The organism is Bosea sp. (in: a-proteobacteria) (assembly GCA_023910605.1).
GTDB lineage: Bacteria > Pseudomonadota > Alphaproteobacteria > Rhizobiales > Beijerinckiaceae > Allobosea.
The window spans coordinates 1,816,975-1,842,637 of sequence record JAAVVV010000001.1 but is presented as its reverse complement, the minus strand read 5'-3'; the positions used below and the strand labels follow the sequence as shown (position 1 = coordinate 1,842,637).

Here is a 25,663-nt window from a genome sequence, read left to right as displayed (position 1 = left end):
GTCCCTTACCGGATGGGCTGGAACAGGCGGCTCCAGCGCACGCTGACAGGCCAGCGCCAGATCTGCCAGGCGGACTCGCCCTCCTCGATCGAGAAGAAGATCACTTCGGCGCGGCCGACGAAGTTCTCGAAAGGCACGGGACCGACCGACTGCTCGTCGCGGCTGTCGGTCGAGTTGTCGCGATTATCGCCCATCATGAAGTAGTGACCGGCCGGGACGGTGTAGACGCGCGTGTTGTCCCAGTAGCCGCGATCGCCATCGCGCTCGATGATGACATGGCTGACCCCGCCCGGCAGCGTCTCGCGATATTGCGCGACGCGCTGCATGCGCCCCCAGGCATCGGTCGTCTCGAAATCGGCGATGCGCTCGCGGACCACGGGCGCGTTGTTGATGTGGACGATGCCGTCGACGAGCTGGATGCGGTCGCCAGGCAGGCCGATCACGCGCTTGATATAGTCGGTGGAATTGTCCTTCGGCAGCTTGAAAACCGCAATGTCGCCACGCCTGGGCTCGGCGCCCCATACGCGGCCGGCGAAAAGATCGGGGCTGAAAGGCGCCGAGTGCTTCGAATAGCCGTAGGTGTATTTCGAGACGAAGAGATAATCGCCGATCAGCAGCGTGGGGATCAGCGAGCCTGACGGGATATTGAAGGGCTGGAACAGGAAGGTGCGGATGACGAGGGCGATCAGCAGCGCCTGCACGATGACCTTCACGGTCTCCATGAAGCCGCCTTCGTCCTTGTTCTTGCCCTGCAGCTTAGCCTCGTCGCTCACGCGCGCCTCGATGATTTTCGGTGTCCGATGCGCGGGTCTACCCGATGCGTGCCCCATGAGCAACGATCACGGGTCCGGCCATCATGCAGCGCGATCAGCCGCGCCAGGGGTTTGCGGGGCGAGTTCCGTGGGGCCACGCCTTGCGCCGCGCCGTCGGCGCCGCCACAACAGGCCGATGGAGTGGACGGACGAGGGCGTGATCCTGGGCGTGCGGCGCCATGGCGAGAGCTCGGTCATTCTCGAGGCCATGACGCGCGGCCATGGCCGGCATCAGGGCCTCGTGCGTGGCGGCCGGTCAAGCCGGATGCGGGCCACCCTCCAGCCGGGCAATGGCGTGAGCCTGACCTGGCGGGCACGGCTCGACGAGCATCTGGGCCAGTTCGCGGTCGAGCCGCTGGCCTTGCGGGCGGGGACGCTTCTGGGCTGCGCAGCCTCGCTCTACGGGCTCGGCCATGTTGCGGCCCTCATCCGGCTCCTGCCCGAGCGCGACCCGCATGAAAGCCTTTATGAAGCGCTGCTGGTCGTGCTGGAGCATCTCGACACGCCGCGCATCGCCGCGCCGCTGATCGTGCGCCTTGAATTGGCGCTGCTGGCGGAGCTGGGGTTCGGGCTCGATCTCGCGGTCTGCGCGGTGACGGGGGCGACGCAGGAACTCGTCCATGTCTCACCCAAATCCGGCCGCGCCGTCTCGGCCAAGGCGGGCGAGCCCTATGCGGACCGGCTGCTGCCGCTGCCTGCCTTCGTGCGGGACGGCTTTCTTGGCGACAGCATCAGCCATGAGCAGACGCGCCAGGGCTTCGGCCTCACGGGGCATTTCCTGCGGCGCGATGTCTATGATCCGAGAGGGCTGGCGATGCCCGACGAGAGGGCAGCCTTCATCGCAGCTGCGCTCAAGTGAGCAGGAGGCTCACTGCCCGATTGTGGTGGTGAGCGAAAAGCCAAGGTCCACACGGTCGCGCCCCTGCAGCCCTGCGCCGACGCCCAGGCCGCGCTGCGCCTCGATGCGCGCATAATCGGCGAACATGCGCGCCACGGTCCGCTCGCTGATGCGGCTCTCGATGGCCGTGGCGAGGCCGAAGGCCCCGAGCTGCGCCCTGTCAGGGCCGTAGGACGCCGCCGGCGAGAGGGATTGCGCCGCAACTGCCGCCTGTGCGTAGCCGAAGCGCTCGAAGGAGCCGAGCGAGATGGTGGGGCCAATGTCGAGAGACAGGTTGTCTGTCAGCTTGAAAGACCGGCTGAGCTTGATGTCCAGACCGCCGAGGCGGCCTGTGGTGAGGGAAAGCCGGCCCACCTCCTGCCCCTGCGCAGTGTAGGCCAGGAAGGCGCCATAGCGGGCGGCATTCTGGGCATCGAGGCCGGCAGACGCGCCGCGGGTCGAAAGCGCGAGCGTGCGATCCACCGCAAGCACAGGGCCCATGCTGAACGAGCCCATGCGGGCCGCTTCCATCCAGGCGCCTCGAACGGCGGTGGCGGCCTGCGCGTTCTCGTAGTTGAGGCCGACAAGCGGTGTGAGCGAGGGGGCGAACTGCGGCGTGCGGTAGCCGCGCAGGCTCAGGCCAGCTGTCTGGCCCTGGTCGAGCGTGAAGCGCTCCCAGACCGAGGACGTCACCTCTAACGCCCGCGCGCACTGCGTGGCCGCGAGCAGCGACACCGTCGAGACGCCCAGGAGAAGGAGGAGCTTGGCCGACATCAACATCCTTTCATCACTGATTCCGCGCCATCCTCGCCGCCGCTCGTGGCGCCTTTGAGGCGCTTGCGACACGGCGAAGCAGGAGGCGGCAACAACCGCGTCCGTGTTAAAGTCCTGTTCATGTGGCGAGAATGTGGCGATGCCTCTCGCTCCCGGCACATTTCATCGCGTTGATATACCTGGAATAATCGTTGACGTAGCGGCATTCGCGCGGTCGTGCCCGCGCCCGGCAAAGCCTGTAGAGTACCGTTCGCGAATCGGCGACGGCGCGACGGCGCGCCGCAGGAGTGCGTCCCCCCATGGGCAAGCCAGTTGACCCGCCCTCCCCCGAGGGCGTCGAATCGATCGACCTGAAATCGGCGCTGGAAGAGCGCTATCTGGCCTATGCGCTCTCGACCATCATGCATCGTGCGCTGCCCGACGCCCGCGACGGCCTCAAGCCGGTGCATCGGCGCGTGCTGCACGCGATGCGGCTGCTCAAGCTCGATCCCGGCCAGGGTTACAAGAAATGCGCCCGCATCGTCGGCGACGTCATCGGCAAGTTCCATCCCCATGGCGACCAGGCTGTCTATGACGCGCTCGTCCGGCTCGCGCAGGATTTCGCGCAGCGCTATCCACTCATCGACGGCCAAGGCAATTTCGGCAACATCGACGGCGATAACGCCGCCGCATACCGCTACACAGAAGCGCGCATGACGGAGGTGGCGCGGCTGCTGCTCGAAGGCATCGATGAGGACGCCGTCGATTTCCGCGAAACCTACAATGGTGAGGACGAGGAGCCGGTGGTGTTGCCGGCGGCCTTCCCCAACCTTCTGGCCAATGGCTCGCAGGGCATCGCGGTCGGCATGGCGACGTCTATTCCGCCACACAATGCAGCCGAGCTGTGCGACGCTGCTCTCTACCTCATCCAGAACCCGACCGCGACGCCCGAGCAGCTTCTGACCTTCGTGCCGGGCCCGGATTTTCCGACCGGCGGAATCATCGTCGAGCCGCGCGCCTCGATCGCGGAGGCTTACCGCACCGGCCGCGGCGCCTTTCGCACGCGCGCGAGATGGCACAAGGAGGAGAGCGGCCGGGGCACCTGGGTCGCGGTTGTCACCGAAATCCCCTATCTCGTCTCGAAGGGGCCGATGATCGAGCAGATCGCCGAGCTGCTGCAGGACAAGGAGCTGCCGCTGGTCGCCGATATGCGCGATGAGTCGGCAGAGGACGTCCGCATCGTGTTCGAGCCCAGGGCGCGGCATGTCGATGCCGGGCTTATGATGGAAACGCTGTTCAGGCTCACGGCGCTGGAGAGCCGCATCCCGCTCAACATGAACGTGTTGACGGGCGGGATCGCGCCGCGCGTGCTCAACCTCACCGAGGCGTTGCGCGAGTGGCTCAACCATCGCCGCGACGTGCTGCTGCGCCGCTCGCGCCACCGCCTGGGCCAGATCGAGAAGCGCCTCGAAATCGTGCGCGGCATGCTCATTGTCTATCTGGATCTAGACCGCGTGATCCGGATCATCCGCGAGGAGGACGAGCCCAAGGTCGAGCTGATGCGCGTATTCGAGCTCACCGAGGTGCAGGCCAACGCCATTCTCGACACCCGGCTGCGCTCGCTGCGCAAGCTCGAGGAAATGGAGCTCAGGAAGGAGCTTGACGCCCTGACCGAGGAGAAGGCCCAGATCGAGGGCCTTCTGGGGTCGGACGACAAGCAGTGGAAGACAGTGGCCTGGGACATCCGCCAGGTGCGCAAGACCTTTGGGCCGGAGACCGCAATCGGCAAGCGCCGCACGCAGTTCGCCGAAGCGCCGGAAACCCTCGACATCGACCTCAATGAAGCCATGGTGGAGCGCGAGCCCATCACGGTGGTGGTGTCGCGCAAGGGCTGGATCCGGGCGCTCAAGGGCCATGTCCAGGACCTCGCCTCGCTGACATGGAAGGGCGATGACAGCCTGAAGTTCTCCTTTTTCACCGAGACGACCGCGCGCGTTCTGGTGATCTGCGACAATGGCAAGGTCTTCACGCTCGATGCCTCGAAGCTGCCGGGCGGCCGCGGCTTCGGCGACCCGATCCGCCTGTCCATCGACCTTGAGGAAAGCGCCGACTTCATCGCGGCCTTCCCCTTCAAGGCTGGCGTCAAGCTGCTGTTCGCCTCCAGCGACGGGCGCGGCTTCATCGCGCCGGCCGACGACATCGTGGCCAACACGCGCAAGGGCAAGCAGGTGATGAACCTCGACGACGGGCTCACCTGCGTGTTCGCGCTGGCTGTCTCGGGCGATCACATCGCCGTCATCGGCGAGAACAGGAAGCTGCTGTGCTTCCCGCTGGCGCAGGTGCCCGAGATGGGGCGCGGCAAGGGCGTGCGCTTGCAGAAATACAAGGATGGCGGCATCGCGGACGCCAAGTCCTTCACGCTCGCCGATGGCCTGACCTGGCGCTCGAGCGATGGCCGCACCTATACCGTCGGCAAGCCGGAGCTGGACGAGTGGATCGGCGCCCGCGCCGAAGCCGGGCGGCTGCCGCCGAAGGGCTTTCCGAAGAACAACCGGTTTGTCGGGTAAGGCATCGTTCTACGCGGCAGCTTCAAAGGCCCGGTAAGCTTTCAGGAATGCCGAACGCCCCGAGGCTCATCTGCTCGGCTGGCTGAACCCTGCCTCGGCGCCGAATGTCAGGCCCGGCATCAGTTCCATCTTGAAGCCGGCGCGGACATCGGAGCGGCCTGACGGTGCCTCGATCAGAGACAGGCCAGGGGCGACGGGCACGACCGGCGGGGCGTTGCGGTAGCTGGTCTGGCCGACCGAGGTGTAGAACATCAGGTTTTCAGACGCCATGAAGCCGGCCGTCGCCTGAGTGGTGAAGCCGAAATGCTCGAAACGGCGCGAGCCGATCAGCGAAGAGGCGAAGCCGAAAGCTCCAGCGTTGCCAGGTGCCCAATTCGGCACGGAGGTCGTGTTGAACAGGAACGAGCCGATCCTCACCGTCTCGCCGCCGGAGAAGGCCCACTGGCGCGGATCGCGCGCTGCGGCGCCGCCCGAGAAGCTGAGCGGGGAGCCCGGCATCGGCAGATCCTGCCAGCCGAGGCTTGCCATCGGGCCTGATGCAAAGCTCGGAGCGCGCGCGCCGAGGGTCACCTCCTGAATGGCGAAGGCAGGGTTGGCGGCGGCCAGAACGGCGGCGGCCGTGGCGGCAAGGGCAAGGACGCGCGATGTCATGCGCAAGACGATAACGAAGATTGCGGCGTTTTGCGAGCAGGTGAAGCGCAGTTGAGTTTTTCGCGGTGTCCGGTCTCGAAATCCTCATGCGGCTCAGCGTTCGATGCGTTCCCAGCCCCTGCCCATCAGGCGCTCCTGCGGCAGATAGCGCGACTTGTAGTCCATCTTGTGCGAGCCGCGCACCCAGTAGCCGAGATACAGATAAGGCAGACCGAGCTTGCGGGCACGCTCGATGTGATCGAGAATCATGAAGGTGCCGAGCGAGCGGTCGGACATGGCCGGATCGTAGAATGAATAGACCATCGACAGCCCGTCGGCCATGCGGTCGCTGAGCGCCATGGCGATGAGGTCACCCGCGCCGCGCCCCGTGGCGAAGGTGTCAGGGCCGCGCTTGCGATACTCGATGACATTGGTCTCGACATGGCTGTCCTCGACCATCATGGCGTAGTCGAGCACGGTCATCTCGGCCATGCCGCCTTCTGGGTGGCGATGGTCGAGATAGCGGCGGAATAGCGAATACTGCTCGGAACTCGGCTTGTTCGGCCCCGTCGCGCCGATGATGTCGGCGTTCAGCGCCATGGTGCGGCGCTGCGTGCGGCCCAAGCCGAATTCATTGACCAGCACGCGCACGGAGATGCAGGCGCGGCAGGTCTCGCAGGCGGGCCGGTAGGCAATGGTCTGCGAACGGCGGAAGCCGCCATGGGTGAGCAGGTCATTGAGCTCCCGCGCCCGGTTGCCCACCAGATGCGTGAACACCTTCCGCTCCTCGCGCCCCGGCAGATAGGGGCAGGGCGAAGGAGCGGTGAGGTAGAACTGCGGAGCTTCCCGGATGGGACGAGTCAATAGCGGCCTCTGGTCGTCGAAGCAGTCAAGCCTGTCGGGAGTTCGACGCATACGTTAACGATCGACAAGGGCAAGGCAAGGGCGGGGAAATGCGCATGCCCCGATGTCTGCTTCAAGAGCCGGCCAGACGCGCCTCGATGACGACAAAGGCCTGGGCAATCGAAACCTCATCGGTGAGCGAAACGTGGATGAACGCCTCATGGCCCTCCGGCAGCATCTGCGCAAGCCGCCGCGCCGCGCCGCCCGTCAGGCGCATGGTGGGCTGGCCGCTGCGCAGGTTGACCACTTCCATGTCGCGCCAGAACACGCCCTGGCTCAGGCCGGTTCCGAGCGCCTTGGCGCAGGCTTCCTTGGCGGCGAAGCGCTTGGCGTAGGAGGCGGCGCGCGTGGCCTTGCGCTCGGAGCGCGCGCGCTCGCCCCCGGTGAAGATGCGCATGGTGAAGCGCTCGCCAAAGCGCTCCAGCGAGCGCTCGATACGCCGGATGTCGATCAGATCCGATCCGACGCCCAGAATCATGCGCCCGAAGCCCTGCCCTGATCCATCGCCGCGCGCATGCGGCGGATGGCGCCTTCAAGGCCGAGGAAGATCGCCTCGCCCATCAGGAAATGGCCGATGTTGAACTCGACGAATTCGGGCACGGCGCCAAGGATGCGGGCGGCGCCATAGTCAAGCCCGTGGCCGGCATGAACCTCCAGCCCGTGGCCAGCGGCGATGCGCGCGCCTTCGCGCAGCCGGGCGAGTTCCGCAGCCGCGCGGGTGTTGTCGCCCTCGGCGACGGCATGGCACCAGGCGCCCGTGTGCAGTTCCACCACCGGCACGCCAAGCTCGGCCGACATGGCGATCGGCGCCGCGTCGGGCTCGATGAACAGGGACACGCGCGAGCCTGCGGCCTCAAGGCGCCTGATGGCGGGGGCGAGGATGGCCCGCTGGCCGACCACGTCAAGCCCGCCTTCGGTGGTGCGTTCGGAACGCTTTTCGGGAACGAGGCAGGCGGCGTGCGGCTTCAGGCGTTCGGCGAGGGCCATCATCTCTTCGGTGGCGCCCATCTCGAAGTTGAGCGGCACTGTGAGTTCGCGCGCCAGCCGCTCCATATCGTCATCGCGGATATGGCGACGATCCTCGCGCAGATGGGCCGTGATGCCGTCAGCGCCGGCGGCCACGGCCAGATGCGCCGCCCGCACCGGATCGGGCAGGCGCCCGCCCCGCGCATTGCGCACGGTCGCGACGTGATCGATGTTAACGCCCAGTCGCAACCGCATCGGCCAGCACCTTTCGTCAAGCATTCCGGGTCTAGCGAGATTGCGCGGCGAGGGAAAGCGGCCACCTCCGCGCATCCCGCAGGACACGGATGTGCGGGAGGACGGCATCGGGTGTGTCATTTCACCCTCTCGTGACGCCCCGGCATCTGTCACAAGAAAGGCGACGGGCCTATCTTGGAGCGGGCCTATCCTGGAGACGGCACGAAAAAAGGGAGAGTGCCCTTGTTCGCCTGGACCGATCGCGCGGGACGTTTCTCCGCGCTGAAACTTGCCGTCTTCATCGGCTGCATCACGCCGATGGCGCTCCTGCTTGCCAAGACCGCGGCCGGCCTTTTGGGCTCCAAGCCGCTGACCTACGCCATTCACGACACAGGCGACTGGGCGGTGCGCTTCCTGCTGCTGTCGCTGCTCGTCACGCCGCTGCGCAGCGTCGCGAACTGGCCGCGCCTCATCATGGTGCGGCGCATGATCGGGCTGACCGCGCTCGCCTATGTGCTGGTCCACCTCGGCCTTTACGTGGTCGAGCAGCGCGGCGACATGCTCAAGGTCGCGAGCGAGATCGTCCTGCGGTTTTACCTCACCATCGGCTTTGTCGCGATAATGGGACTTGCGGTGCTGGGGGCGACCTCCACCGACGCCATGATCAAGCGCATGGGCAGCGCGCGCTGGAACCGGCTGCATGCGCTGGTCTACGGCATAACCGTGCTCGCCCTGCTTCACTTCTTCCTGCAATCGAAGGTCGATGTCTCGCAGCCGGTGCTGATGACGGGGTTCTTCCTCTGGCTGATGGGCTACCGTGCGCTGCGCAAGCGGAGCGTGGAGGCAGGCGCGCTTGCCCTCATCTCTCTGGCGCTGGCCAGCGGCCTCGGCACCGCCCTCATCGAGGCGGGCTGGTATGCTGCGCGAACCGGCGTCATGGCCTTGCGCGTGCTGGAGGCCAATCTCGATTTCAGCTTCAGCATCCGCCCGGCGTGGTGGGTGCTCGCCGCCGGCCTGACCATGGTTCTGCTGCAGGCGGCCCGCGCTCGGTCGCTGCCCCGGCGCGGGCGCGGCCTCGCCGGCCAGCCTGCCCTCGCCCGCTCATCCACCCCTTCCCAAGGAGCCTGATGCCATGTCGATCTTCGGCCAGAAGAAACCCGTCGAGACCTTCCCCTTCCAGCGCACCGATGCCGAATGGCGGCATCTTCTGACGCCCGAGCAGTATGAGGTGCTGCGTGGCCATGGCACCGAACGGGCCGGAAGCTGCGCGCTCAACCATGAGGAGCGCGCCGGCACCTTCTCCTGCGCGGGCTGCGGGCAGGACCTGTTCGTCGCCCAGCGCAAGTTCGAGAGCGGCACGGGATGGCCAAGCTTCAATGATCCTGTGCCCGGTTCGGTCGGCACGACGGTGGACCGCAGCTGGGGCATGACCCGCACGGAGGTGCATTGCGCGAATTGCGGCGGGCATCTGGGCCACGTCTTCCCGGACGGGCCGCCCCCGACAGGCCTGCGCTACTGCATCAACGGCGTGGCGCTGGATTTCAAGCCGGATGCGTGAGGCCAGCGTGGCCGTCCGGCGGCATCCTTGCCTTTCAACGCTCGCGCCTGTATGAGCGGCTTTCGTTCTCCATTCATGCCCGAACCTGAGAGGGACGCCGAACATGGCTCGCGTCACTGTTGAAGACTGCATCGACAAGGTCGAGAACCGTTTCGAGCTGGTGCTTCTTGCAAGCCACCGCGCCCGGATGATCGCCTCTGGCACCCAGATCCTCGTGCTGCGCGACAATGACAAGAACCCGGTCGTGGCCCTGCGAGAGATCGCCGACGAGAAGATCGCTCCGGACGACCTCAAGGAAGACCTGATCCACTCACTGCAGAAGCATGTCGAGGTCGACGAGCCCGAGGCCGAGACCGTGCCGCTCATGGTGGCAGCCGCTCCCGCTGCGGCCGTCAAGGGCGCCAGCGACGACACCGAAGTTCAGTTCGACCGCATGAGCGAGGAAGACCTGCTGCGCGGCCTCGATGGCCTCGTTGCGCCTTCCGGCAACAGCCGCGACGACGACGAGGACTGAGCGCGCCTGCCACTGGCTGCCAGCGGCTCAGAGACCATGCAGGACCCGGCCCCGCAGGCCGGGTTTTTCGTTGTCCGCCACAGATGCAGGCCGGGCGGGAATTTTTTTGCCCGCGTCAGGCAAAAATCTCTTGAAGCGCCGTCAGTTGCGCCTGACTATTCATGTTCGGCTCCTCCCAGGATCGATTTGGCGCCAGCCCATGATGCGGCAGTATGAACTCGTCGAGCGGGTCAAGCGTTACAATCCCAACGCTGACGAAGAGATGCTCGACCGCGCCTATGTCTATGCGATGCAGGCGCATGGCTCGCAGAAGCGCGCTTCGGGCGGACCGTTCTTCGCCCATCCGCTTGAGGTGGCCGCCATCCTCACCGACATGAAGCTCGACGACGCCACCATCGTGGCGGCCGTGCTGCATGACACAGTGGAGGACACGTCCGCCACGATCGAGGACATCCACAAGCTGTTCGGGCCGGAGATCAGCCAGCTCGTTGATGGGCTGACCAAGCTCAAGAAGCTCGATTTCGTTTCGAAGAAGGCCGCGCAGGGCGAGAATTTCCGCAAGCTGCTGCTGGCGGTCGCAGCCGATGTGCGCGTGCTGCTGGTCAAGCTCGCGGACCGGCTGCACAACATGCGCACCCTCGACCACATGCGGCCCGAAAAACGCTTGCGGATCGCCGAGGAAACCATCGACATCTACGCGCCTCTCGCAGGGCGCATGGGCATGCAGGAGTTCCGCGAGGAACTCGAGGAACTGGCCTTCCGCCACATCAAGCCGGAAGCGCATGCCCTCATCACGGCCAAGCTGGCGGATTTCGTGGCGCGCAGCAACGATCTCATCGCCGAGATCGAGAAGGAGCTGGACCAGCGCTTCACCGAGCGCGGCATCACCGCATCGGTCAAGGGACGCGCCAAGCGCCCCTATTCGATCTGGCGCAAGATGGAGCGCAAATCGGTCTCCTTCGAACAACTCTCCGACATTGTGGGCTTCCGGGTCATCGTGCCCAATGTCGAGGATTGCTATCGCGTGCTGGGGGTGATCCACACCACCTGGGCCATGGTTCCGGGGCGCTACAAGGATTACATCTCGACGCCGAAGCAGAATGACTACCGCTCGATCCACACCACCGTGATCGGGCCGGGGCGCCAGCGCGTCGAGTTGCAGATCCGCACAGAGACCATGGACCGGCTTGCCGAATACGGCGTGGCCGCCCATGCCATCTACAAGGATGGCCGGACCATGAGTCCGCGCGCCATGATCGAGTCCAGCGCCTATCAGTGGCTGCGCAGCACCGTGGACACGCTGGCCGAGGTCGCGAGCCCTGAAGAATTCCTTGAGCACACCAAGCTCGAACTCTTCCACGACCAGGTGTTCTGCTTCTCGCCGAAGGGGCTGCTCATAGCGCTGCCGCGCGGGGCGACCCCGATCGACTTCGCCTATGCGGTGCACACCGATGTCGGCAACTCGGCCGTCGGCTGCAAGATCAACGGCCGCAACGCCCCGCTGCTGACGGAACTGCAGAATGGCGACGAGGTCGAGATCGTCCGCTCCAAGGCGCAGGTGCCGCCAGCCGCCTGGGAATCCCTTGTCGTCACGGGCAAGGCGCGGGCGGCGATCCGGCGCGCCACGCGCGCGGCGGTGCGCCGCCAATATGCCGGGCTTGGCCGGCAGATCCTGGAGCGCGCCTTCGAGCGGGTGGGCCGCCCGCTGGGCGACGACAAGATCAAGGCTGCGCTCAGCCGGCTGGCGCGCCCCACGGTCGAGGATGTGCTGGCCTCGGTCGGCCGGGGCGAGATGTTCTCGGGCGATGTGGTGCGGGCCGTCTATCCCGACCTTGAGGGCGAGAAAAGGCCTCTGCCCGACGGCGCGCAAGGACCCGGCTGGTTCGACCTCAAGCATGGCGAGAACCTCAAGTTCAAGCGACCCAGCGCGGAGGATGAAAGCTCGATCCCGATCAGCGGGCTCGGCAGCGACCTTGCCGTGCGTTTCGCGCCTGGGGGCGGAGCGGTGCCCGGCGACCGCATCGTCGGCATCATGAGTCCGGGCGAAGGGGTCACGATCTATCCGATCCAGTCCCCCGCTCTGGCCGCCTTCGACAACGAGCCCGATCGCTGGCTGGATGTGCGCTGGGACCTTGAGGACAGCCGCAAGCGACGCTTCCCGGCCCGGATCAGCCTGAAATCCATCAACGAGCCCGGAACGCTGGCGCAGATCACCACCGTCATCGCCGAGCATGACGGCAACATCGACGCAGTGACCATGCAGCGGCCAAGCCCCGACTTCACCGACATGATCGTCGACCTTACCGTCTGGGACCTCAAGCACCTCAACGCCATCATCAGCGAACTGCGCCAGAAGCCGGTCGTCAGCGGGGTGGAACGCATCGTGGGCTGAGCGACGCAATCGCCCCATGCGCCGGCATGGCTGGACCTTCCGTCCAGCCTGCGCTTAACAGGGACCACACTCCCTGCATGGGCTCCTTTTCTGGCCACGAGACGCACCGATGACCCATGACGAAGTCCTGAACGAATTCCGGGAGGCCGGAGCGCTGCTGGAAGGCCACTTCATTCTGTCTTCGGGGCTGCGCAGCCCGATCTTCCTTCAGAAGATGTTCGTATTCATGGATCCCGAGCGCACTGCCCGCCTGTGCGCGGCGCTGGCGCGCAAGGTCGAGGCCCGCTTCGGCAAGATCGACATGGTCGTCTCACCGGCAGTCGGAGGCATCGTGCCCGGCTACGAGACGGCCCGGCATCTGGGCGCCAAGGCCGTGTTCGTGGAGCGCGAGAACGGCGCCTTCACGCTGCGCCGCGGCTTCGCCATCCCGGCCGGGGCGCGCGTGCTGATGGTCGAGGACATCATCACCACCGGCCTGTCCTCGCGCGAGTGCCTCGCCGCCATCGCTGACCAGCCGGGAACCCTCGTGGGCGCGGCATGCCTTGTGGACCGATCAGCCGGCAAGGCCGACATCGGCGTGCCGCTGGTGTCGCTGATCGACTACGAGGTGCCATCCTACAGCCCCGACGCCCTCCCCCCTGACCTCGCCGCCATCCCTGCGGTCAAGCCAGGCAGCCGGGGCCTAGCGAAATGAGGAGGCCAGGGGCTGTCAATCCCGGAAGATGAACGCAAAGACAGGGGCAGTCCGAAAATTACACATGCCCATGCATTGCCTTGTGTTGCGTAACGGACGCTATCCATGTAGCTGGATTTTTTCTCGACCAGATCAATGCAAGCGCGTTTGATTTGATCCGTAGCGGCCAAGCCTGAAGGGGGGGGTCATCACATGCAGCCGAAAATCGCTTTATTCATTGATGGGGCGAATCTGTATGCGACGGCGAAAGCTTTGGGTTTCGACATCGACTATCGTCGGCTTCTCAAGGAATTTCAGGCCCGTGGCTATCTGATCCGCGCCTTCTATTACACCACCCTCGTCGAGAATGACGAGTATTCATCCATCCGCCCCCTCGTCGACTGGCTGGACTATAACGGCTACACGGTGGTGACCAAGGCCGCGCGCGAATTCACTGATGCGATGGGCCGCCGCCGCATCAAGGGCAACATGGATATCGAACTCACCATCGATGCGCTCAACCTCGCCGACAAGGTCGATCAGGTCTATCTGATATCCGGCGACGGGGATTTCCGGCCGCTCGTGGAAGAGCTCCAGCGCTGCGGCGTGCGGGTGTCCGTGGTCTCGACGGTGGCGTCGCAGCCGCCCATGGCCTCCGATGACTTGCGCCGCCAGTGCGATGAGTTCATCGACATCGCCACACTCAAGGTCAAGCGCGACCCCGGCGAACGCGCCCTGCGCGACGGCGGCCTCGAACGGACGCTGCGCGCGCCCCTGGCCGGCGCCGCGCCGGAGCGCCGCCCTGGCGCAAGGCCCAACGGCGACGGCGAAGCCTCCGACCTCTGACGCATGGCGCGAGCGCTCCCCGCGACGATTAAAGCATGGGAAGATCAACGCTCCGGCAGCCTTGGCGTCAGCCTGCGGCAGCGGCGCGCGGCATGGATGATCGTGCACTTATGGGGCTTGCACTGAGCTGATTTTCTCGCGAAAGCTGTGGCTTCGGCACAAGAAAAATCGCCACGGAGGATTTCCATGTTTCGTCGCCACTTCCTGCTCGGCATCAGCGCTGCCGCCGGTGCTGGGTTCATCAGCCGGCCCGCCCTCGCGCAGGCGCCAGCCCCAGCGGCGGCCCCGGCAGCGCCGCCACCGCCTCCAGCCTTCACGCTGCCCGAGCTTGGCTATCCTTATGAGGCGCTGGAGCCGTTCATCGACACGGCGACCATGCGCGTCCACCATTCAGGCCATCACGCGGCCTTCATCACCAACCTCAACACGCTGGCCAACCAGTGGGAGGGGCTGCGCACCAATCCGGTGGAGCTGATCCTGTCCAGTCTCTCCGACGTGCCGGACGCGCACCGCATCGGCGTGCGCAACAATCTGGGCGGCCACTGGAACCATGACTTCTTCTGGAAGATCATGAAGCCGGGCGGCGCGAAGGCTCCAGCGGGCGATCTCGCGGCTGCGATCAACGGCACGTTCGGATCGTCCGCCAACATGGTCACGGCCTTCACACAGCAGGGCATGGGCCGCTTCGGCTCGGGCTGGGCCTGGCTGGTGCTCGACAAGAACCAGAAGCTCGCCGTCATCAACACGCCCTATCAGGACACCCCGCTCGAACTGGGCGCCAGGGCCATCATCGGCTGCGATGTCTGGGAGCACGCCTATTATCTCAAGCACCAGAACCGCCGCGCCAACTACCTGCGCGACTGGTGGGGCACGGTAAACTGGGACGTCGCCGCCGAGAACTTCAAGAGGGCGGCTGGCTGACAGCAAATCCTGCGAAGGGTCGGGCACGCCCCGGCCCTTCGCTATGGCTCAGGGCGTTCGGCTCCTTCGAAAGGTCCACCGGACCTTTCGATCCGCTGCGCGGAGAAACACGGCCCTTCGCTATGGCTCAGGGCGTTCGGCTCCTTCGAAAGGTCCACCGGACCTTTCGATCCGCTGCGCGGAGAAACCCGGCCCTTCGCTATGGCTCAGGGCGTTCGGCTCCTTCGAAAGGTCCACCGGACCTTTCGATCCGCTGCGCGGAGCGGAGCCTCACCCCCTGGCGCGCATGATGCGGCCTTTTTCGCGCTCCCAGTCGCGCTTCTTTTCCGTCTCGCGCTTGTCGTGCAGCTTCTTGCCCTTGCCGAGGCCCAGCTCGACCTTGGCCCGTCCCTTGTCGTTGAAATAGACCTTCAGCGGGATCAGCGTCATGCCGTCGCGCTGGATGGCACCCATAAGCTTGTTGATCTGCTTCTTGTGCAGCAGCAGCTTGCGGTCGCGCTTGGGCAGGTGGTTGAAGCGATTGGCCTCAAGATATTCCGGGATATAGGCGTTGAACAGGTAAAGCTCGGTGCCCTTGGGGCCAGCGAAGCTCTCCCCGATCGTGGCCTTGCCGCCGCGCAAAGACTTGATCTCGGTTCCGGTTAGCACGATCCCGGCCTCGAGCGTGTCAATGATCTCGTAGTTGAAGCGCGCCTTGCGATTGTCTGCCGCGATCCGGTAGCGCTCCGTCGGCGCGTTCATGAACCAATGTCTCCATGACGCCTGACCAGTGCGGCGATGTCGGCCGCCGAGGGCGAAGGCTCGCGCGCGAGCCCCTCGACCACGCCGACGCGGTCCGCCTCGGGGCGATTCTGCGACAGCTTGAACTTGCCCGACAACGTCCGGATCTCGATTTCGATCCCCACGATGCCGCGCGCCATCGCCTCGACATAGCCGGGGGGAGCGTCGGTCACCGCCCACGGATGCTCGCGGCCATCTTCATGCGCGTCGCTGATGGTGGCGACATGGCGCAGTAGCCAGGCACCATCTTGGATCACGCGGGCCGTCCCCCGCGCCTGCACGACGACATAATTCCAGGTGGGCACGACCTTGCCGTGCTCCTTCTTGGAGGCATACCAGGAGGGCGTGACATAAGCGTCACGGCCCTGGAAGATCACCAGCGCCTCCGCGCCGGCCTCCATCTCGCGCCATTGGCCGTTCGGCCGCGCCAGATGGGCGCGCAGCACGCCGCATTCGCCCTCATCGGCATGCAGGATGAAGGGCACGGGATTGGCGATGAGGCCGCCGACACCTGCCGTGACCAGCTGCGCGAGAGGATTGGCACGCATGACCTCATGCAGCGCCGCCTTGTCCGTCTGCTTGAAATGAGAGGGTTCGTACATCTTTCGCCTCAGCCGTTGATCAGTCCGGCATGGATCATCGCGGCCTTGAGCGCCGCGCGATTGGCCGGGTTCTGGAACGGCACAAGAGGCAGGCGAACCTCCTCATTGCCGCGCCCCAGCAGGGACAGCCCCAATTTGGCGCCAGCAAGGCCGGGCTCGCGGAACACGGCGTCATGCAGGGGCACAAGCCTGTCCTGCAACGTCAGGGCGGTGGCATACTCCCCAGCGAGCGTGGCCTGCTGCATGTCGGCGCACAGGCGCGGGGCGACATTCGACACCACCGAGATGCAGCCGACCCCGCCAGCGGCGTTGAAGGCCAGCGCGGTCATGTCCTCGCCGGAAAGCTGGATGAAGTCCGGGCCCATGGCCTGCCGCTGCAGCGAGACGCGCGCGATGTTGCCGGTAGCGTCCTTCACGCCGGCGATGTTCGGCAATTCATAGAGCCGCGCCATGGTTTCGACAGACATGTCGACCACAGACCGCGGGGGGATATTGTAGATGATGATCGGAATGCCGATGGCGTCGTTAACGGCCTTGAAGTGCAGGTAGAGCCCTTCCTGCGTCGGCCTGTTGTAATAGGGCGTCACCACCAGCACGGCGTCCGCGCCAGCCTTCTCGGCATGCACGGCGAGGTCGACCGCCTCGGCGGTGTTGTTGGAGCCTGCGCCCGCGATCACCGGCACGCGGCCGTTTGCCTCGCCGATGCAGGCCTCGACAACGGCCTTGTGCTCGGCATGGCTGAGCGTGGGGCTCTCGCCGGTAGTGCCGACCGGAACCAGCCCCACGGTTCCGTTCTCGATCTGCCAGGAGACATGCTTGCGGAAGGCGTCCTCATCGACAGCGCCGTTCCGGAACGGTGTCACCAGCGCGGTCATGGAGCCGCGAAGGGGGCGATGCTTGGCCATGGGGGCGATCCTCGAGACACGATGGCGCGTGATTTTGTGATTTGCGCACCAGTAAGGCCGCGTTCATAGCCGGTTATCGGGCTGGGGAAAAGCGCCGCGCAGGGGGCATGCGCTTAGGAAATCATCAACCTTGCTGACGCACCACTGAGGGATGACAGCACGCATGACCGAACCCCGTCGCCCGTGCCCCGGGGCCCGTCCTCCGCGCCGGGGCCTGCTGGCCGCGGCAAGCATCACGCTGGCTCTGGGCCTCGGACCTGTCCTCGGCGTCCCCGATGCCGGCGAGGCGCCTGTGAGCGTGCCCGCCCCGGTCGAGCGGCCTGCGCCAGGCCAGCCGCTCGCCGCCGCACCGCCGCAGATTGCCCCGGCAGCGGACGCGCCCACGCCACATGGGGCGGATGTGCAGATCATGGGCGCGATCGCGGCCAGCCGTTCCGGCGCGGCCGAGACGAAGCGCCTTTTGCCGCTCCTGCCCACCCCTGCCGAGATCGAGCGCCTGGGCCTCGCCATCGGCCATTACGAGCGCGGACGCATCGCCGAGGGCGATGAGGCGCTGGGCGTGATGGAGCATGAGGCGGCGCGCCTAGCCGCCGAGTGGGCCGCCGTGCGCAGCGGCGCGCCCGCCATGAGCTTTGGACGGCTGGCGGCCTTCATCCGATCGGCGCCGCCCTGGCTCGCGCAACCGGCGTTGCAGCGGCGGGCCGAAGAAGCCATGCTCAGCCAGCGAGTGGCGCCGGCGCTTGTGATCAACTTCCTGGCAGGCCGGACCCCGGCCAGCCCGGCGGGGCGCGCCGCGCTGGCGCTGGCGCTGAAGCAATCAGGCCGGGCGGCCGCGGCCTACAGCCTTGCCAGGACCCTCTGGCGCGAGGACCATCTCGGCCGCGAACTCGAAGCCATGATCCTCAAGAGCTTCGGCGACGCCTTGACGCAGCGTGATCATCGCGACCGCATGGAGATGTATCTGTTCAAGGGGCAATCCGAGCCGGCGCTGCGCAACGCCGCCCGCGCCGGATCGGATTTCGTCAAGCTGGCGCAGGCAAGGCTGGCCGTCGCGAGCCAGAGCGCACGCTCTGCGGCGGCGCTGGCCAATGTCCCCGCCGCCCTGCGCAAGGACCCGGCGCATATCTTCGCGCTGGCGCAGCACCACCGCCGCAAGCAGGAGGCCGATGTCTCGGCCAAACTGATCGCCGCCCTGCCGCGCGACGCCGGAATGCTGGTGGATGGGGATGAATGGTGGGTGGAGCGCCGGCTGATCGCACGGCAGCTGCTGGACAGAAAGCAGCCCGCCGAGGCCTATGCTGTGGCCGCCCGCCATGCAGCCGAGACGCCGCAGTCGATCATCGAGGCCGAGTGGCATGCGGGCTGGATCGCGCTCTCCTTCCTGGATGACCCGGCCAAGGCCCTGCCGCACTTCATCGAGGCGGCGCGCCATGCCGAGACGCCGATCTCGGTCGCCCGGGCCGCGTTCTGGCGCGCGAACACGCTGGAGGCGCTGGGGCGCGGCCAGGAGGCCGAGGCGCAGTACGCCATCGCCGCAGCCCAGCCCATCGCCTATTACGGCCAGATCGCGCGCACCCGGCTTGGCCAGTTCGACGTGCCCTTGCGCAGCGCCTCAGCGAGTTCGCCCACCTTCCACCCCGCCATCGCCGTGGTTGAGGCGCTCGAAGCAGCGGACAGGCATGCGCTCGCGCGCGCGCTCATCCTCGATCTTGCGCGCACGCTCGATGATGCGGACACAGTGCAGCATCTGGCCGGCATCGCGGCGCGGGTCGGAGATACGCGGCTGCTGGTCAACATCGGCAAGGCCGCCGTGCAGCGCGGCCTGCCGCTTGACCTGACCGCCTACCCCACGGGCGGAATTCCCGCCTTCGAGCCGACCGGCCTGCCGGTGGAGCGGGCCATGATCTATGCCATCGCCCGGCAGGAAAGCGCTTTCGACCCGGCCGCCGTATCCCATGCGGGCGCGCGGGGGCTGATGCAGATGATGCCGCCGACGGCCCGCGAGACAGCCCGGCGCATCGGGGTCGGCTTCGAGCCGGCGCGTCTCACGGCCGATCCCGCCTATAACGCCATGCTGGGATCGGCGCATCTGGGCGACCTGCTGCGTGACTGGCGGGGCTCCTATGTGCTGGCGTTCGCCGCCTACAATGCCGGCTCGGGCAATGTGCGAAACTGGATCGAAGCCTATGGCGACCCCCGCCAGCCCGGCGTCGATCCGATCGAATGGGTGGAGCGCATCCCGTTCACCGAGACCCGAAACTACGTGCAGCGCGTGCTGGAGAACCTTCAGGTCTACCGCGCGCGGCTGGGTGCGCACTCCCTTCTCATGATCCGGCGCGACCTTGTGCGCGGCGTGCGCCAAGCTGCATTTGCCGGCGAGATGGATATCGGTCAGGACGGTGCGGCGCGTCCCGCCGCATCAGATGCAGCGGGCAACGCAGGAAAGGCCACAGGACAGGGTTCAGGACAGGGTTCAGGACAGGCTCCATGATCGACGACGCCGGATACCGCAGCCTGTTCATCAGCGCGCGCGATGGCCTGAAGCTCCATGTGCGCGACTATGGCGATGCCGGTGCGTCCGCCCTGCCCGCCCTGTGCCTGCCGGGCCTGGCCCGCACCTCTGCCGATTTCCATGATCTCGCCATGGCGCTGGCCTCGGACCCGAAGCGCCCGCGCCGTGTGATCGCCGTGGATTACCGCGGCCGGGGGCGATCCGAGCGTGACGCAGACTGGACGCATTACGACCTCAAGATCGAGCTTGATGACGTGCTTCAGGTCCTGGCCGCGACAGGGGTGCATGAGGCGGTGTTCATCGGCACCTCGCGCGGAGGGCTGCTCACCATGTCGATGGCTCCGGTGCGGCCGACCGCGATCAAGGGCGTCGTGCTCAACGACATCGGACCGGTGCTCGATGCGCGCGGGCTGATCCGCATCCGCGGCTATGTCGGCAAGCTGCCGGCCCCGCGCGACTGGGCCCAGGCGGCGGACATCCTCAGGCAGGTCTTTGGCAGCCAGTTCCCGGCGCTCGACGCGGCCGGCTGGGATGGCTATGCCCGCCGCACCTGGAAGGATGAGAACGGGAAGCTGGCGCCGGACTATGACCCGGCGCTGTCGAAGACGCTGGAGGCGCTCGACCTCGAAGCGCCCCTGCCAGCCCTGTGGCCCTTTTTCGATGGGCTCAAGCATGTGCCGATGCTTGTGCTGCGCGGCGAGCACTCCGATCTCATCTCCGACGAGACAGTCAAGGCGATGGCCGCGCGGCATCCGGCTTGCGAAAGCTGGACCGTGCCGGGACAGGGCCACGCGCCCATCCTTGCCGGCAAGGGCATCATCGACCGCATCGCGCGGCTGTGCGCGCGCGCCGACGAGGCGCGGCTCTAGCCCGGCCGATACATCGGGAAAGCGCCATCGGAACAGGGCGTCGGCTCGAGTCAACGCCGTGACATGTCGGGATCCAGCGCGGCCACATCGCCCTGGCCAAGCGCGCCGTCCTCCTTCGAGGCGGCGAGATCACCGCGCTCCACCCGCAACGCGAACGCGGTCTGCTGCCCTGCGGCATCCGCACTCGATCGCATCCTCGTCCGCGACCTTGGCCAACGGGGAAGCGGCCTATGCCTCGGGCGAAGCCTGCGTCAGGTCACATGCCTGCCCCTGACCCCGCCCGGCTCCACCGCGCGGACCGGCGGCGCAGGCGAAAGGACGCGCGCAGGCTCGACCGGAGCGGGCGGGCGCTCGACGCCGGTGAGATCCTTGTGCCAGTCGCGCACGCCGGGCTCGCGAAGCCCCCCTGCCGCGAAAGGCGCCGCGCCAAGCGGCGGGGCCGGGTCGCCCAGATTGCTGTGCCAGCCCTGTCCGCCGAGGCCGGGCCCAGGCGCGGTGAAAGCATCGCGGATGATGCAGCCGAGCAGGCAGCCCAGCAGGTAGACCGCGAGGAAGAGCAGCCCCGTCTCGATCCACAGCGCCGGAACGCCGTTGACCACCCGCGTGGCCGTGAGCAGCAGCGCGCCGAGCGCCGCGATCAGCGCCACCGGCAACCAGCCCCGGCTGCGCGGGCGGTCGGGGCTCCAGGTCAGATAGCCCACGAGCAGGCCCAGCACGAGGACCAGCATCAACCAGCCGCCGAATTGCCCGATCAGAAAATACATGGCTCCATCGTCCTTGTTCAGGGGCTGAGGATGGTGAACTGCACGCGGCGGTTCTGCTCGCGGGCGCCGGCGGCGCCATGCGGGATCAACGGCCTGTCCGGGCCATACCCCACGGCCGTGAAGCGGGACGGAGCGAGCCCCCGGGCCGTCAGCGCGTCGATCACCGCGGCGGCACGCGCCTGCGAGAGCGGCCTGTTGGGGAAGCCGCGCCGCTCACCATCGAAATTGGTGTGGCCTTCGACCGCGATCCGGGCATTGGGGCAGGCCTGCAACACGCGCGCCACCTCGTTCACCACCCCTTCCGAGCCGGCATCCTGGCCGAAGTGCGCCGTACCCTGCGCGAACAGAACGCTGCGCCCCTTGGTGGCGTCATCAAGCTCCAGCTGGCAGTTGGTGCAGCCGGTCTGGCGCATCGACACCTGCCCCGAGCCGGTGAAGCCGGCAGGGAGGCCTGCGCCCATGCCGGTTTCCACTTCCTGGCGGATGACATCGCGGCAGGTCATGCCGCGCAGGATCGCCGTCTGATCCTCGACCCGGACCGAGCCCATGTCCAGACGCAGCAGATTGCCAAGCGCCTGACGCGCCGCCGCGCCGAAACTGGCCGGCGCAGAGCCGACGATCTGCAACTCGTCCCGGAGCTTGCCGGTGTAGCCGGCAGCCTCCGCCGCCGCGACAAGCGCGCCGCGCGTGGCCTGATCGGGCACATAGCCCGTGAGCGCGACCCCGCTGCGATCAGACTGGGCCTCGAACCAGTAGGGCCTGACGATGATGGTGACATTGCCGGACCGCAGGCCGGCCGGCAGCGCGCCGGCCAACGCCCGTTCGACCTCGAGCTTCGCCTCAGGCGACGCTGCCGCGCCGGTGAGCGTCAGCACTGGCCCGGAGAGGCTCGCCTGCCCGGCCGTCAGGCGGCCGAGCTGGAGCAAGGCGAAATCGGCGCTTGCCGCGAAGGCCGGCGGCGCGCCGATGCCGGGCTGCACCACCATGGCGTTGGTCACCTCGCCCGTGGTCGAGGCCCGGGCGGCCGTGGACACGAGGCCGCGCGCCCCGGCGGATGGCGCAAGGCCCGCCAGCCTGATGCCTGAGGCGTCCTTCACGGCGGACCAGTTCAGCGCGACCGGCGGCGGAGGCGGAGGCGGCGGGGCCGTGACGATGGCTGGAGGCGCGGGCGGAGGCAAGGCGGGGGCCTCGACAGCGACACGGCCAAGGCGAAGGCCAGCGGGGAGCGCGCCGTTGACTGCCGCCATCACCGCATCGCGCGCGGCGGTGCTCCCGGCCCGTCCCGTGACAGACAGCACGGGGCCATCGAGCGTCGCCTCGCCCGCTTCTAGCCATGCAAGCTGGGCCAGCGCGAAGCCGGACGCGGCGGCCAAGGCCGGCGGCGCGCCGATGCCGGGCTGCACCACCATGGCGTTGGTCACCTCGCCCGCGGTCGAGGCGCGGGCGGCCGTGGACACGAGGCTGCGCGCCCCGGCGGATGGCGCAAGGCCCGCCAGCCTGATGCCTGAGGCGTCCTTCACGGCGGACCAGTTCAGCGCGACCGGCGGCGGAGGCGGAGGCGGCGGGGCCGTGACGATGGCTGGAGGCGGAGGCGCAGGCGGAGGCGGGGCTGGCGGCGGGGCTGGCGGCGGGGCCGCAACCACCTCCGGAGGCAGGAAGATCGGGGCAGGCTCAGGCGGCGGCGGCATTGGCGCTGGGGGGCAGGCTATGTCGACCGCGCCGAGGGAGAAACCCGGCGCGAGACTGCCTGAGACGCCCCGACGCAAGGCATCGCAGGCCTCGAAGCTGGCAGGGCCGCGACCCGTCATACTGACGACGCTGTCGGCGATCTCGATCGTGCCCTCGACCATGCGGCCGAGCTGGCCCATGCCGGCATCGATCATGGCGAGGAGCGAGGCCGGGGCGCCGGCTGCCGGCATCATGCCATCACTGACCGCCGTGCCCGGGGATGCGGCCCGTACGGCGGCGTTCATGTCGGCGCGCATGGCTTCGGACGGATAGAAGCCTGACAGCGCGATGGAGCCGGTGGCGGCCTTGGTCGCAGCCCAGCGATAGGGCGAGACGGCAGGCGGCGTCACGGCGCAATCGCGGCGGCTCAAGCCCTGCGGAAGCGCGGCCAGGCCCGCATTGAGGTCGAGAAAGGCCTGTGAGCTGGCCGCGACGCCTTCGGCGCAGAGCGTGCCATCGGTGAGCGCGATCCTGCCGGAAGACAGCTTGCCGATTGCCGCGATGCCGGAGGCGGCGGCAGCGGCGAAGCCTGCCGGCGCGCCGAAGGCGACACGCTGGTTGTCAACAAGCTGCGCGCCCGGCACCGACCGAGCGCGCGGCGGCGGCAAGGGTGGCGGCGCGGGTCGCATCATCCGGCACAAAGCCGGACAGCGTGACCGTGTTGCCGGCGCGCTCGACGCTCCAGCCATAGGGACGCTGCGGCTGCGCGGGGCGGAAGGCGCCTTCGACCCGGCGCACGCCGGAGAAGGCCTCGGCCGCCTTCAGCGCGGAGGGCTGAAGGCCCATGTCGGCCAGATCGCCAGCGATCGAGACATCGCGGCCGACCACCGCGGCACGGAAAGGCGCAAGGCCGGGCGTGGCGCCTGCCGCGGCCAGCGCCGAGGCTTCGGCGCCGCGCGCCAGCTGATCGGCGATCGGCCCGGACTTCTGCCACACGGCGACGACCCAGAGCAATGCGAGAGGAAACAGGCCCCACCACCACCGTGCCGGCTGAAACATGGCCCATCCCCCAAGCGCATCATCCAGGCTGCCGCAGAACGGCCAGCAAGGCAACAACGAGGCCGGATGCTGGCCCGGCCGGGAGTATGTCTAAACCATGGCGAGGGGCGGCGTCATCACCCTTGCAGACGAATCCGCCGGATTACTGCGCCTTTCATGCAGATGCGGGCGCGCAGATCAGCATTGGGCGGCATTCGGTGACACCCGGAGCGCAGAAATGCTTGCCGCAGCAGGTATTGAGCCACTGCCCGGTTGCTCAGGGGAAGGCCCTGCTGGACGCGCGGCAGGGCATGGCGCAACGAAAAGAGGCCCGGGCTTCCCCGGGCCTCCCTCAACACCAACCCCGAAGGGATTGTTATCAGAAGTCGCGCTGGATGCGCAGGCGGCCTTCGACAGCCGACTGGGAGCCGGCCGTGCGGGCCTGGTTGCCGGCAGTGTTGTAGGCGAAGGAACCGCGCGGATCGATGGCCTGGTACACGACTTCCACGCCGAGGTTCAGGCCCGGAGCGATGGTGTACAGGAAGTTCGTACCGATTTCGAACTTCGTGAACGAGCGCAGGCCCGCCGTCGAAGTCAGAGCCGGAAGAACAACCGCAGCACCGGCAGGAGCATTGCCGAGGGTGCCATAGCTCACGCTGGTGTAGCCAGCGAAGATGTGCTGACGCAGCTGCGGGGTGTACTGCAGGCGGAGAGCCGCAACCAGCGAATAGGATTCGGTGAGACGGGCGGTGCCGTTGGCTGCATTGTAGGCATAGTCGGCAACGGCCAGGTTGGCGTAGCCGATGCGAGTGGCGGAGTCCCCGGAGGTGTAGTTGGTCATACCCCTGGTGTAGACACCTTCGAGGTACAGGCCGCTGCCTGCGCCGAGCATGGGCAGGTTGAAGCTGGCGCCGGCGCCGATGGCGAAGCCGGTGCGGCTGGCGCGACCGGTCGAGAGAAGGGTTGCGGTGGCGTTGTCGGTACGGACGTCACGCACGGCACCCATCAGCTGGGCAGTGCCCCAGCCCTGCTGCAGACGAAGCACGCCGACCAGGTCGGGGTACTGACGGCCGGAGTAGAGCAAGTTCGAGGTGCCGAAGGGGAAGGCGCCGACGTTGTCCGCCGGGGCGCCGCCCGAGAGGGCAAGGCCGCTCACGCCGCGATCTTCGATCGAGAGGGTGGCCGAGAAGCCGCCGCCGAAGTTGGCGGTGTAGGCGAGCAGGTTGGCAGCGGAGCCGTTGGTGCCGGAGATGCCGCCGAAGTTCCAGTAAGCGTCGGTGCCGTAGAAGTCGAAGAACGACGTGGCGCGACCGGCGGTGACGGCGCCGCCGCCGAGGCCGAACTGGATGAAGGCGAGGTCGAGCGAGGCGCGATCGTTCGTGCCGTCATTGGTCTGACGGACGCCGTTGCCGGTGTAGCCGAACTGGGTGCGGCCCGAGCTGCGGCCCATGTTGAAGCGGACGTAGGCGCGGACGGTGCCGATGGAGGTGGCCTGACGATAGTCGAAGTTCAGGCGGGCCGAGGCGCGGATGCCATAGTTGTCATCGGCGCGGGAGTAGTTGCGGCCGAACAGATAGTCAGCGCGAACGCGGCCGGAGATCTGCAGGCAGTTCTCGGTGCCGGGAATGAAGAAGAAGCCAACGCCCTGAGCGGAGCAGACGCGGACGTAATCGACGGGGGCGGCCTTCCGGGACGGAAGATCGGCAGCCATGGAACCGGTGACGGCCAGCAGGCCGGCGGCGGAACCGAGGAGAAGGCTCTTGACGAGCTTCATGGTGAAACCTCCAATAGGATTTTCGAGACCCAAAACGGGATCAGGATTTTCTTTCTGCCGCCAGCCCCCTTGCGGGTTTCTCGTCAGAGCCCTTTTCCCGACCTT

24 protein-coding genes are annotated in these 25,663 nt (G+C 67.2%); 11 read left to right on the top strand and 13 right to left on the bottom strand.

Annotated elements, in window-relative coordinates:
- Nucleotides 1–5 precede the first annotated feature (5 nt).
- A complete protein-coding gene (gene lepB, locus HEQ16_08920) occupies nt 6–722 on the bottom strand; it encodes a signal peptidase I (protein ID MCO4054158.1) in 717 nt (238 codons plus the stop codon).
- 226 nt (nt 723–948) lie between these two features.
- On the opposite strand from lepB, the gene recO reads away from it, so the two are divergent.
- Nucleotides 949–1,671, top strand: coding sequence for a DNA repair protein RecO (recO, locus tag HEQ16_08915; protein MCO4054157.1), 723 nt, complete (start codon nt 949–951; stop codon nt 1,669–1,671).
- A 9-nt stretch (nt 1,672–1,680) separates the two neighbouring features.
- On the opposite strand, the gene HEQ16_08910 is transcribed toward recO, so the two are convergent.
- Nucleotides 1,681–2,463, bottom strand: coding sequence for a hypothetical protein (locus HEQ16_08910; GenBank protein MCO4054156.1), 783 nt, complete (start codon nt 2,461–2,463; stop codon nt 1,681–1,683).
- Between the two features lie 299 nt (nt 2,464–2,762).
- On the opposite strand from HEQ16_08910, the gene parC reads away from it, so the two are divergent.
- Complete coding sequence (gene parC, locus HEQ16_08905; protein ID MCO4054155.1) at nt 2,763–5,009, top strand: DNA topoisomerase IV subunit A; 2,247 nt, start codon at nt 2,763–2,765, stop codon at nt 5,007–5,009.
- 66 nt (nt 5,010–5,075) lie between these two features.
- Here parC and HEQ16_08900 read toward each other — a convergent pair whose 3' ends face one another.
- From HEQ16_08900 to HEQ16_08885, 4 genes are all read right to left on the bottom strand, one after another.
- Complete coding sequence (locus HEQ16_08900; protein MCO4054154.1) at nt 5,076–5,660, bottom strand: hypothetical protein; 585 nt, start codon at nt 5,658–5,660, stop codon at nt 5,076–5,078.
- Between the two features lie 93 nt (nt 5,661–5,753).
- Nucleotides 5,754–6,503 carry an arginyltransferase gene (locus tag HEQ16_08895; protein ID MCO4054153.1) on the bottom strand — a complete coding sequence of 250 codons (750 nt, stop codon included), beginning with the start codon at nt 6,501–6,503 and terminating at the stop codon, nt 5,754–5,756.
- 112 nt (nt 6,504–6,615) lie between these two features.
- The gene (locus HEQ16_08890; protein ID MCO4054152.1) at nt 6,616–7,020 is read right to left on the bottom strand and encodes a holo-ACP synthase; all 405 of its coding nucleotides are present in this window, start codon (nt 7,018–7,020) and stop codon (nt 6,616–6,618) included.
- Nucleotides 7,017–7,763 carry a pyridoxine 5'-phosphate synthase gene (locus HEQ16_08885; protein ID MCO4054151.1) on the bottom strand — a complete coding sequence of 249 codons (747 nt, stop codon included), beginning with the start codon at nt 7,761–7,763 and terminating at the stop codon, nt 7,017–7,019. Before HEQ16_08885 ends, HEQ16_08890 begins: the two co-directional genes overlap by 4 nt.
- A 297-nt stretch (nt 7,764–8,060) precedes the next feature.
- Here HEQ16_08885 and HEQ16_08880 point away from each other — a divergent pair, with 297 nt between their 5' ends.
- The 7 genes from HEQ16_08880 (at nt 8,061) to HEQ16_08850 (ending at nt 14,646) form a co-directional block, all read left to right on the top strand.
- Nucleotides 8,061–8,870, top strand: a complete 810-nt coding sequence (locus tag HEQ16_08880) for a sulfoxide reductase heme-binding subunit YedZ (protein ID MCO4054150.1) — start codon at nt 8,061–8,063, stop codon at nt 8,868–8,870.
- A gap of 4 nt (nt 8,871–8,874) precedes the next feature.
- Nucleotides 8,875–9,300, top strand: a complete 426-nt coding sequence (gene msrB, locus HEQ16_08875; GenBank protein ID MCO4054149.1) for a peptide-methionine (R)-S-oxide reductase MsrB — start codon at nt 8,875–8,877, stop codon at nt 9,298–9,300.
- A 103-nt stretch (nt 9,301–9,403) separates the two neighbouring features.
- The gene (locus HEQ16_08870; GenBank protein ID MCO4054148.1) at nt 9,404–9,814 is read left to right on the top strand and encodes a DNA-directed RNA polymerase subunit omega; all 411 of its coding nucleotides are present in this window, start codon (nt 9,404–9,406) and stop codon (nt 9,812–9,814) included.
- A gap of 199 nt (nt 9,815–10,013) precedes the next feature.
- Nucleotides 10,014–12,206, top strand: a complete 2,193-nt coding sequence (locus HEQ16_08865; protein ID MCO4054147.1) for a bifunctional (p)ppGpp synthetase/guanosine-3',5'-bis(diphosphate) 3'-pyrophosphohydrolase — start codon at nt 10,014–10,016, stop codon at nt 12,204–12,206.
- Nucleotides 12,207–12,315: 109 nt separating this feature from the next.
- Nucleotides 12,316–12,900: an orotate phosphoribosyltransferase gene (locus HEQ16_08860; protein ID MCO4054146.1), complete on the top strand. Its 585-nt coding sequence runs from the start codon at nt 12,316–12,318 to the stop codon at nt 12,898–12,900.
- 192 nt (nt 12,901–13,092) lie between these two features.
- Entirely contained in the window at nt 13,093–13,725 is a 633-nt protein-coding gene (locus HEQ16_08855; GenBank protein ID MCO4054145.1) for an NYN domain-containing protein, read from the top strand.
- A gap of 186 nt (nt 13,726–13,911) precedes the next feature.
- Complete coding sequence (locus HEQ16_08850) at nt 13,912–14,646, top strand: superoxide dismutase (protein MCO4054144.1); 735 nt, start codon at nt 13,912–13,914, stop codon at nt 14,644–14,646.
- A gap of 270 nt (nt 14,647–14,916) precedes the next feature.
- Here the strand turns inward: HEQ16_08850 and smpB are convergent, their stop codons facing one another.
- The 3 genes from smpB to HEQ16_08835 are packed head-to-tail and all read right to left on the bottom strand — an operon-like array spanning nt 14,917 to nt 16,933.
- Nucleotides 14,917–15,387, bottom strand: coding sequence for an SsrA-binding protein SmpB (gene smpB / locus HEQ16_08845; GenBank protein ID MCO4054143.1), 471 nt, complete (start codon nt 15,385–15,387; stop codon nt 14,917–14,919).
- Nucleotides 15,384–16,028: an FMN-binding negative transcriptional regulator gene (locus tag HEQ16_08840; protein ID MCO4054142.1), complete on the bottom strand. Its 645-nt coding sequence runs from the start codon at nt 16,026–16,028 to the stop codon at nt 15,384–15,386. Before HEQ16_08840 ends, smpB begins: the two co-directional genes overlap by 4 nt.
- A gap of 8 nt (nt 16,029–16,036) precedes the next feature.
- Nucleotides 16,037–16,933, bottom strand: coding sequence for a 4-hydroxy-tetrahydrodipicolinate synthase (locus HEQ16_08835; GenBank protein ID MCO4054141.1), 897 nt, complete (start codon nt 16,931–16,933; stop codon nt 16,037–16,039).
- 163 nt (nt 16,934–17,096) lie between these two features.
- On the opposite strand from HEQ16_08835, the gene HEQ16_08830 reads away from it, so the two are divergent.
- Nucleotides 17,097–19,424, top strand: coding sequence for a lytic transglycosylase domain-containing protein (locus HEQ16_08830; protein ID MCO4054140.1), 2,328 nt, complete (start codon nt 17,097–17,099; stop codon nt 19,422–19,424).
- A complete protein-coding gene (locus HEQ16_08825; protein ID MCO4054139.1) occupies nt 19,421–20,314 on the top strand; it encodes an alpha/beta hydrolase in 894 nt (297 codons plus the stop codon). The genes HEQ16_08830 and HEQ16_08825 overlap by 4 nt, the downstream gene beginning before the upstream one ends.
- Before the next feature lie 251 nt (nt 20,315–20,565).
- Here HEQ16_08825 and HEQ16_08820 read toward each other — a convergent pair whose 3' ends face one another.
- The 4 genes from HEQ16_08820 to HEQ16_08805 all read right to left on the bottom strand — a co-directional run bounded on the left by HEQ16_08820 (nt 20,566) and on the right by HEQ16_08805 (nt 25,558).
- Nucleotides 20,566–21,078 (bottom strand): hypothetical protein, encoded by a 513-nt coding sequence (locus HEQ16_08820; protein MCO4054138.1) that lies wholly within the window; start codon nt 21,076–21,078, stop codon nt 20,566–20,568.
- Nucleotides 21,079–21,095: 17 nt separating this feature from the next.
- Nucleotides 21,096–23,390 carry an OmpA family protein gene (locus tag HEQ16_08815; GenBank protein ID MCO4054137.1) on the bottom strand — a complete coding sequence of 765 codons (2,295 nt, stop codon included), beginning with the start codon at nt 23,388–23,390 and terminating at the stop codon, nt 21,096–21,098.
- Entirely contained in the window at nt 23,368–23,805 is a 438-nt protein-coding gene (locus HEQ16_08810) for a hypothetical protein (protein ID MCO4054136.1), read from the bottom strand. Before HEQ16_08810 ends, HEQ16_08815 begins: the two co-directional genes overlap by 23 nt.
- 358 nt (nt 23,806–24,163) lie before the next feature.
- Nucleotides 24,164–25,558 (bottom strand): porin, encoded by a 1,395-nt coding sequence (locus tag HEQ16_08805; GenBank protein MCO4054135.1) that lies wholly within the window; start codon nt 25,556–25,558, stop codon nt 24,164–24,166.
- Between the last annotated feature and the right edge of the window lie 105 nt (nt 25,559–25,663).

Excerpts from the sequence above, each read along its gene's own strand:
- lepB (MCO4054158.1), bottom strand. The coding sequence starts at position 722 with ATGGAGACCGTGAAGGTCATCGTGCAGGCGCTGCTGATCGCCCTCGTC.
- recO (MCO4054157.1), top strand. The coding sequence starts at position 949 with ATGGAGTGGACGGACGAGGGCGTGATCCTGGGCGTGCGGCGCCATGGC.
- HEQ16_08910 (MCO4054156.1), bottom strand. The coding sequence starts at position 2,463 with ATGTCGGCCAAGCTCCTCCTTCTCCTGGGCGTCTCGACGGTGTCGCTG.
- parC (MCO4054155.1), top strand. The coding sequence starts at position 2,763 with ATGGGCAAGCCAGTTGACCCGCCCTCCCCCGAGGGCGTCGAATCGATC.
- HEQ16_08900 (MCO4054154.1), bottom strand. The coding sequence starts at position 5,660 with ATGACATCGCGCGTCCTTGCCCTTGCCGCCACGGCCGCCGCCGTTCTG.
- HEQ16_08890 (MCO4054152.1), bottom strand. The coding sequence starts at position 7,020 with ATGATTCTGGGCGTCGGATCGGATCTGATCGACATCCGGCGTATCGAG.
- HEQ16_08885 (MCO4054151.1), bottom strand. The coding sequence starts at position 7,763 with ATGCGGTTGCGACTGGGCGTTAACATCGATCACGTCGCGACCGTGCGC.
- HEQ16_08880 (MCO4054150.1), top strand. The coding sequence starts at position 8,061 with ATGGCGCTCCTGCTTGCCAAGACCGCGGCCGGCCTTTTGGGCTCCAAG.
- msrB (MCO4054149.1), top strand. The coding sequence starts at position 8,875 with ATGTCGATCTTCGGCCAGAAGAAACCCGTCGAGACCTTCCCCTTCCAG.
- HEQ16_08870 (MCO4054148.1), top strand. The coding sequence starts at position 9,404 with ATGGCTCGCGTCACTGTTGAAGACTGCATCGACAAGGTCGAGAACCGT.
- HEQ16_08865 (MCO4054147.1), top strand. The coding sequence starts at position 10,014 with ATGATGCGGCAGTATGAACTCGTCGAGCGGGTCAAGCGTTACAATCCC.
- HEQ16_08860 (MCO4054146.1), top strand. The coding sequence starts at position 12,316 with ATGACCCATGACGAAGTCCTGAACGAATTCCGGGAGGCCGGAGCGCTG.
- HEQ16_08855 (MCO4054145.1), top strand. The coding sequence starts at position 13,093 with ATGCAGCCGAAAATCGCTTTATTCATTGATGGGGCGAATCTGTATGCG.
- HEQ16_08850 (MCO4054144.1), top strand. The coding sequence starts at position 13,912 with ATGTTTCGTCGCCACTTCCTGCTCGGCATCAGCGCTGCCGCCGGTGCT.
- smpB (MCO4054143.1), bottom strand. The coding sequence starts at position 15,387 with ATGAACGCGCCGACGGAGCGCTACCGGATCGCGGCAGACAATCGCAAG.
- HEQ16_08840 (MCO4054142.1), bottom strand. The coding sequence starts at position 16,028 with ATGTACGAACCCTCTCATTTCAAGCAGACGGACAAGGCGGCGCTGCAT.
- HEQ16_08835 (MCO4054141.1), bottom strand. The coding sequence starts at position 16,933 with ATGGCCAAGCATCGCCCCCTTCGCGGCTCCATGACCGCGCTGGTGACA.
- HEQ16_08830 (MCO4054140.1), top strand. The coding sequence starts at position 17,097 with ATGACCGAACCCCGTCGCCCGTGCCCCGGGGCCCGTCCTCCGCGCCGG.
- HEQ16_08825 (MCO4054139.1), top strand. The coding sequence starts at position 19,421 with ATGATCGACGACGCCGGATACCGCAGCCTGTTCATCAGCGCGCGCGAT.
- HEQ16_08820 (MCO4054138.1), bottom strand. The coding sequence starts at position 21,078 with ATGTATTTTCTGATCGGGCAATTCGGCGGCTGGTTGATGCTGGTCCTC.
- HEQ16_08810 (MCO4054136.1), bottom strand. The coding sequence starts at position 23,805 with ATGTTTCAGCCGGCACGGTGGTGGTGGGGCCTGTTTCCTCTCGCATTG.
- HEQ16_08805 (MCO4054135.1), bottom strand. The coding sequence starts at position 25,558 with ATGAAGCTCGTCAAGAGCCTTCTCCTCGGTTCCGCCGCCGGCCTGCTG.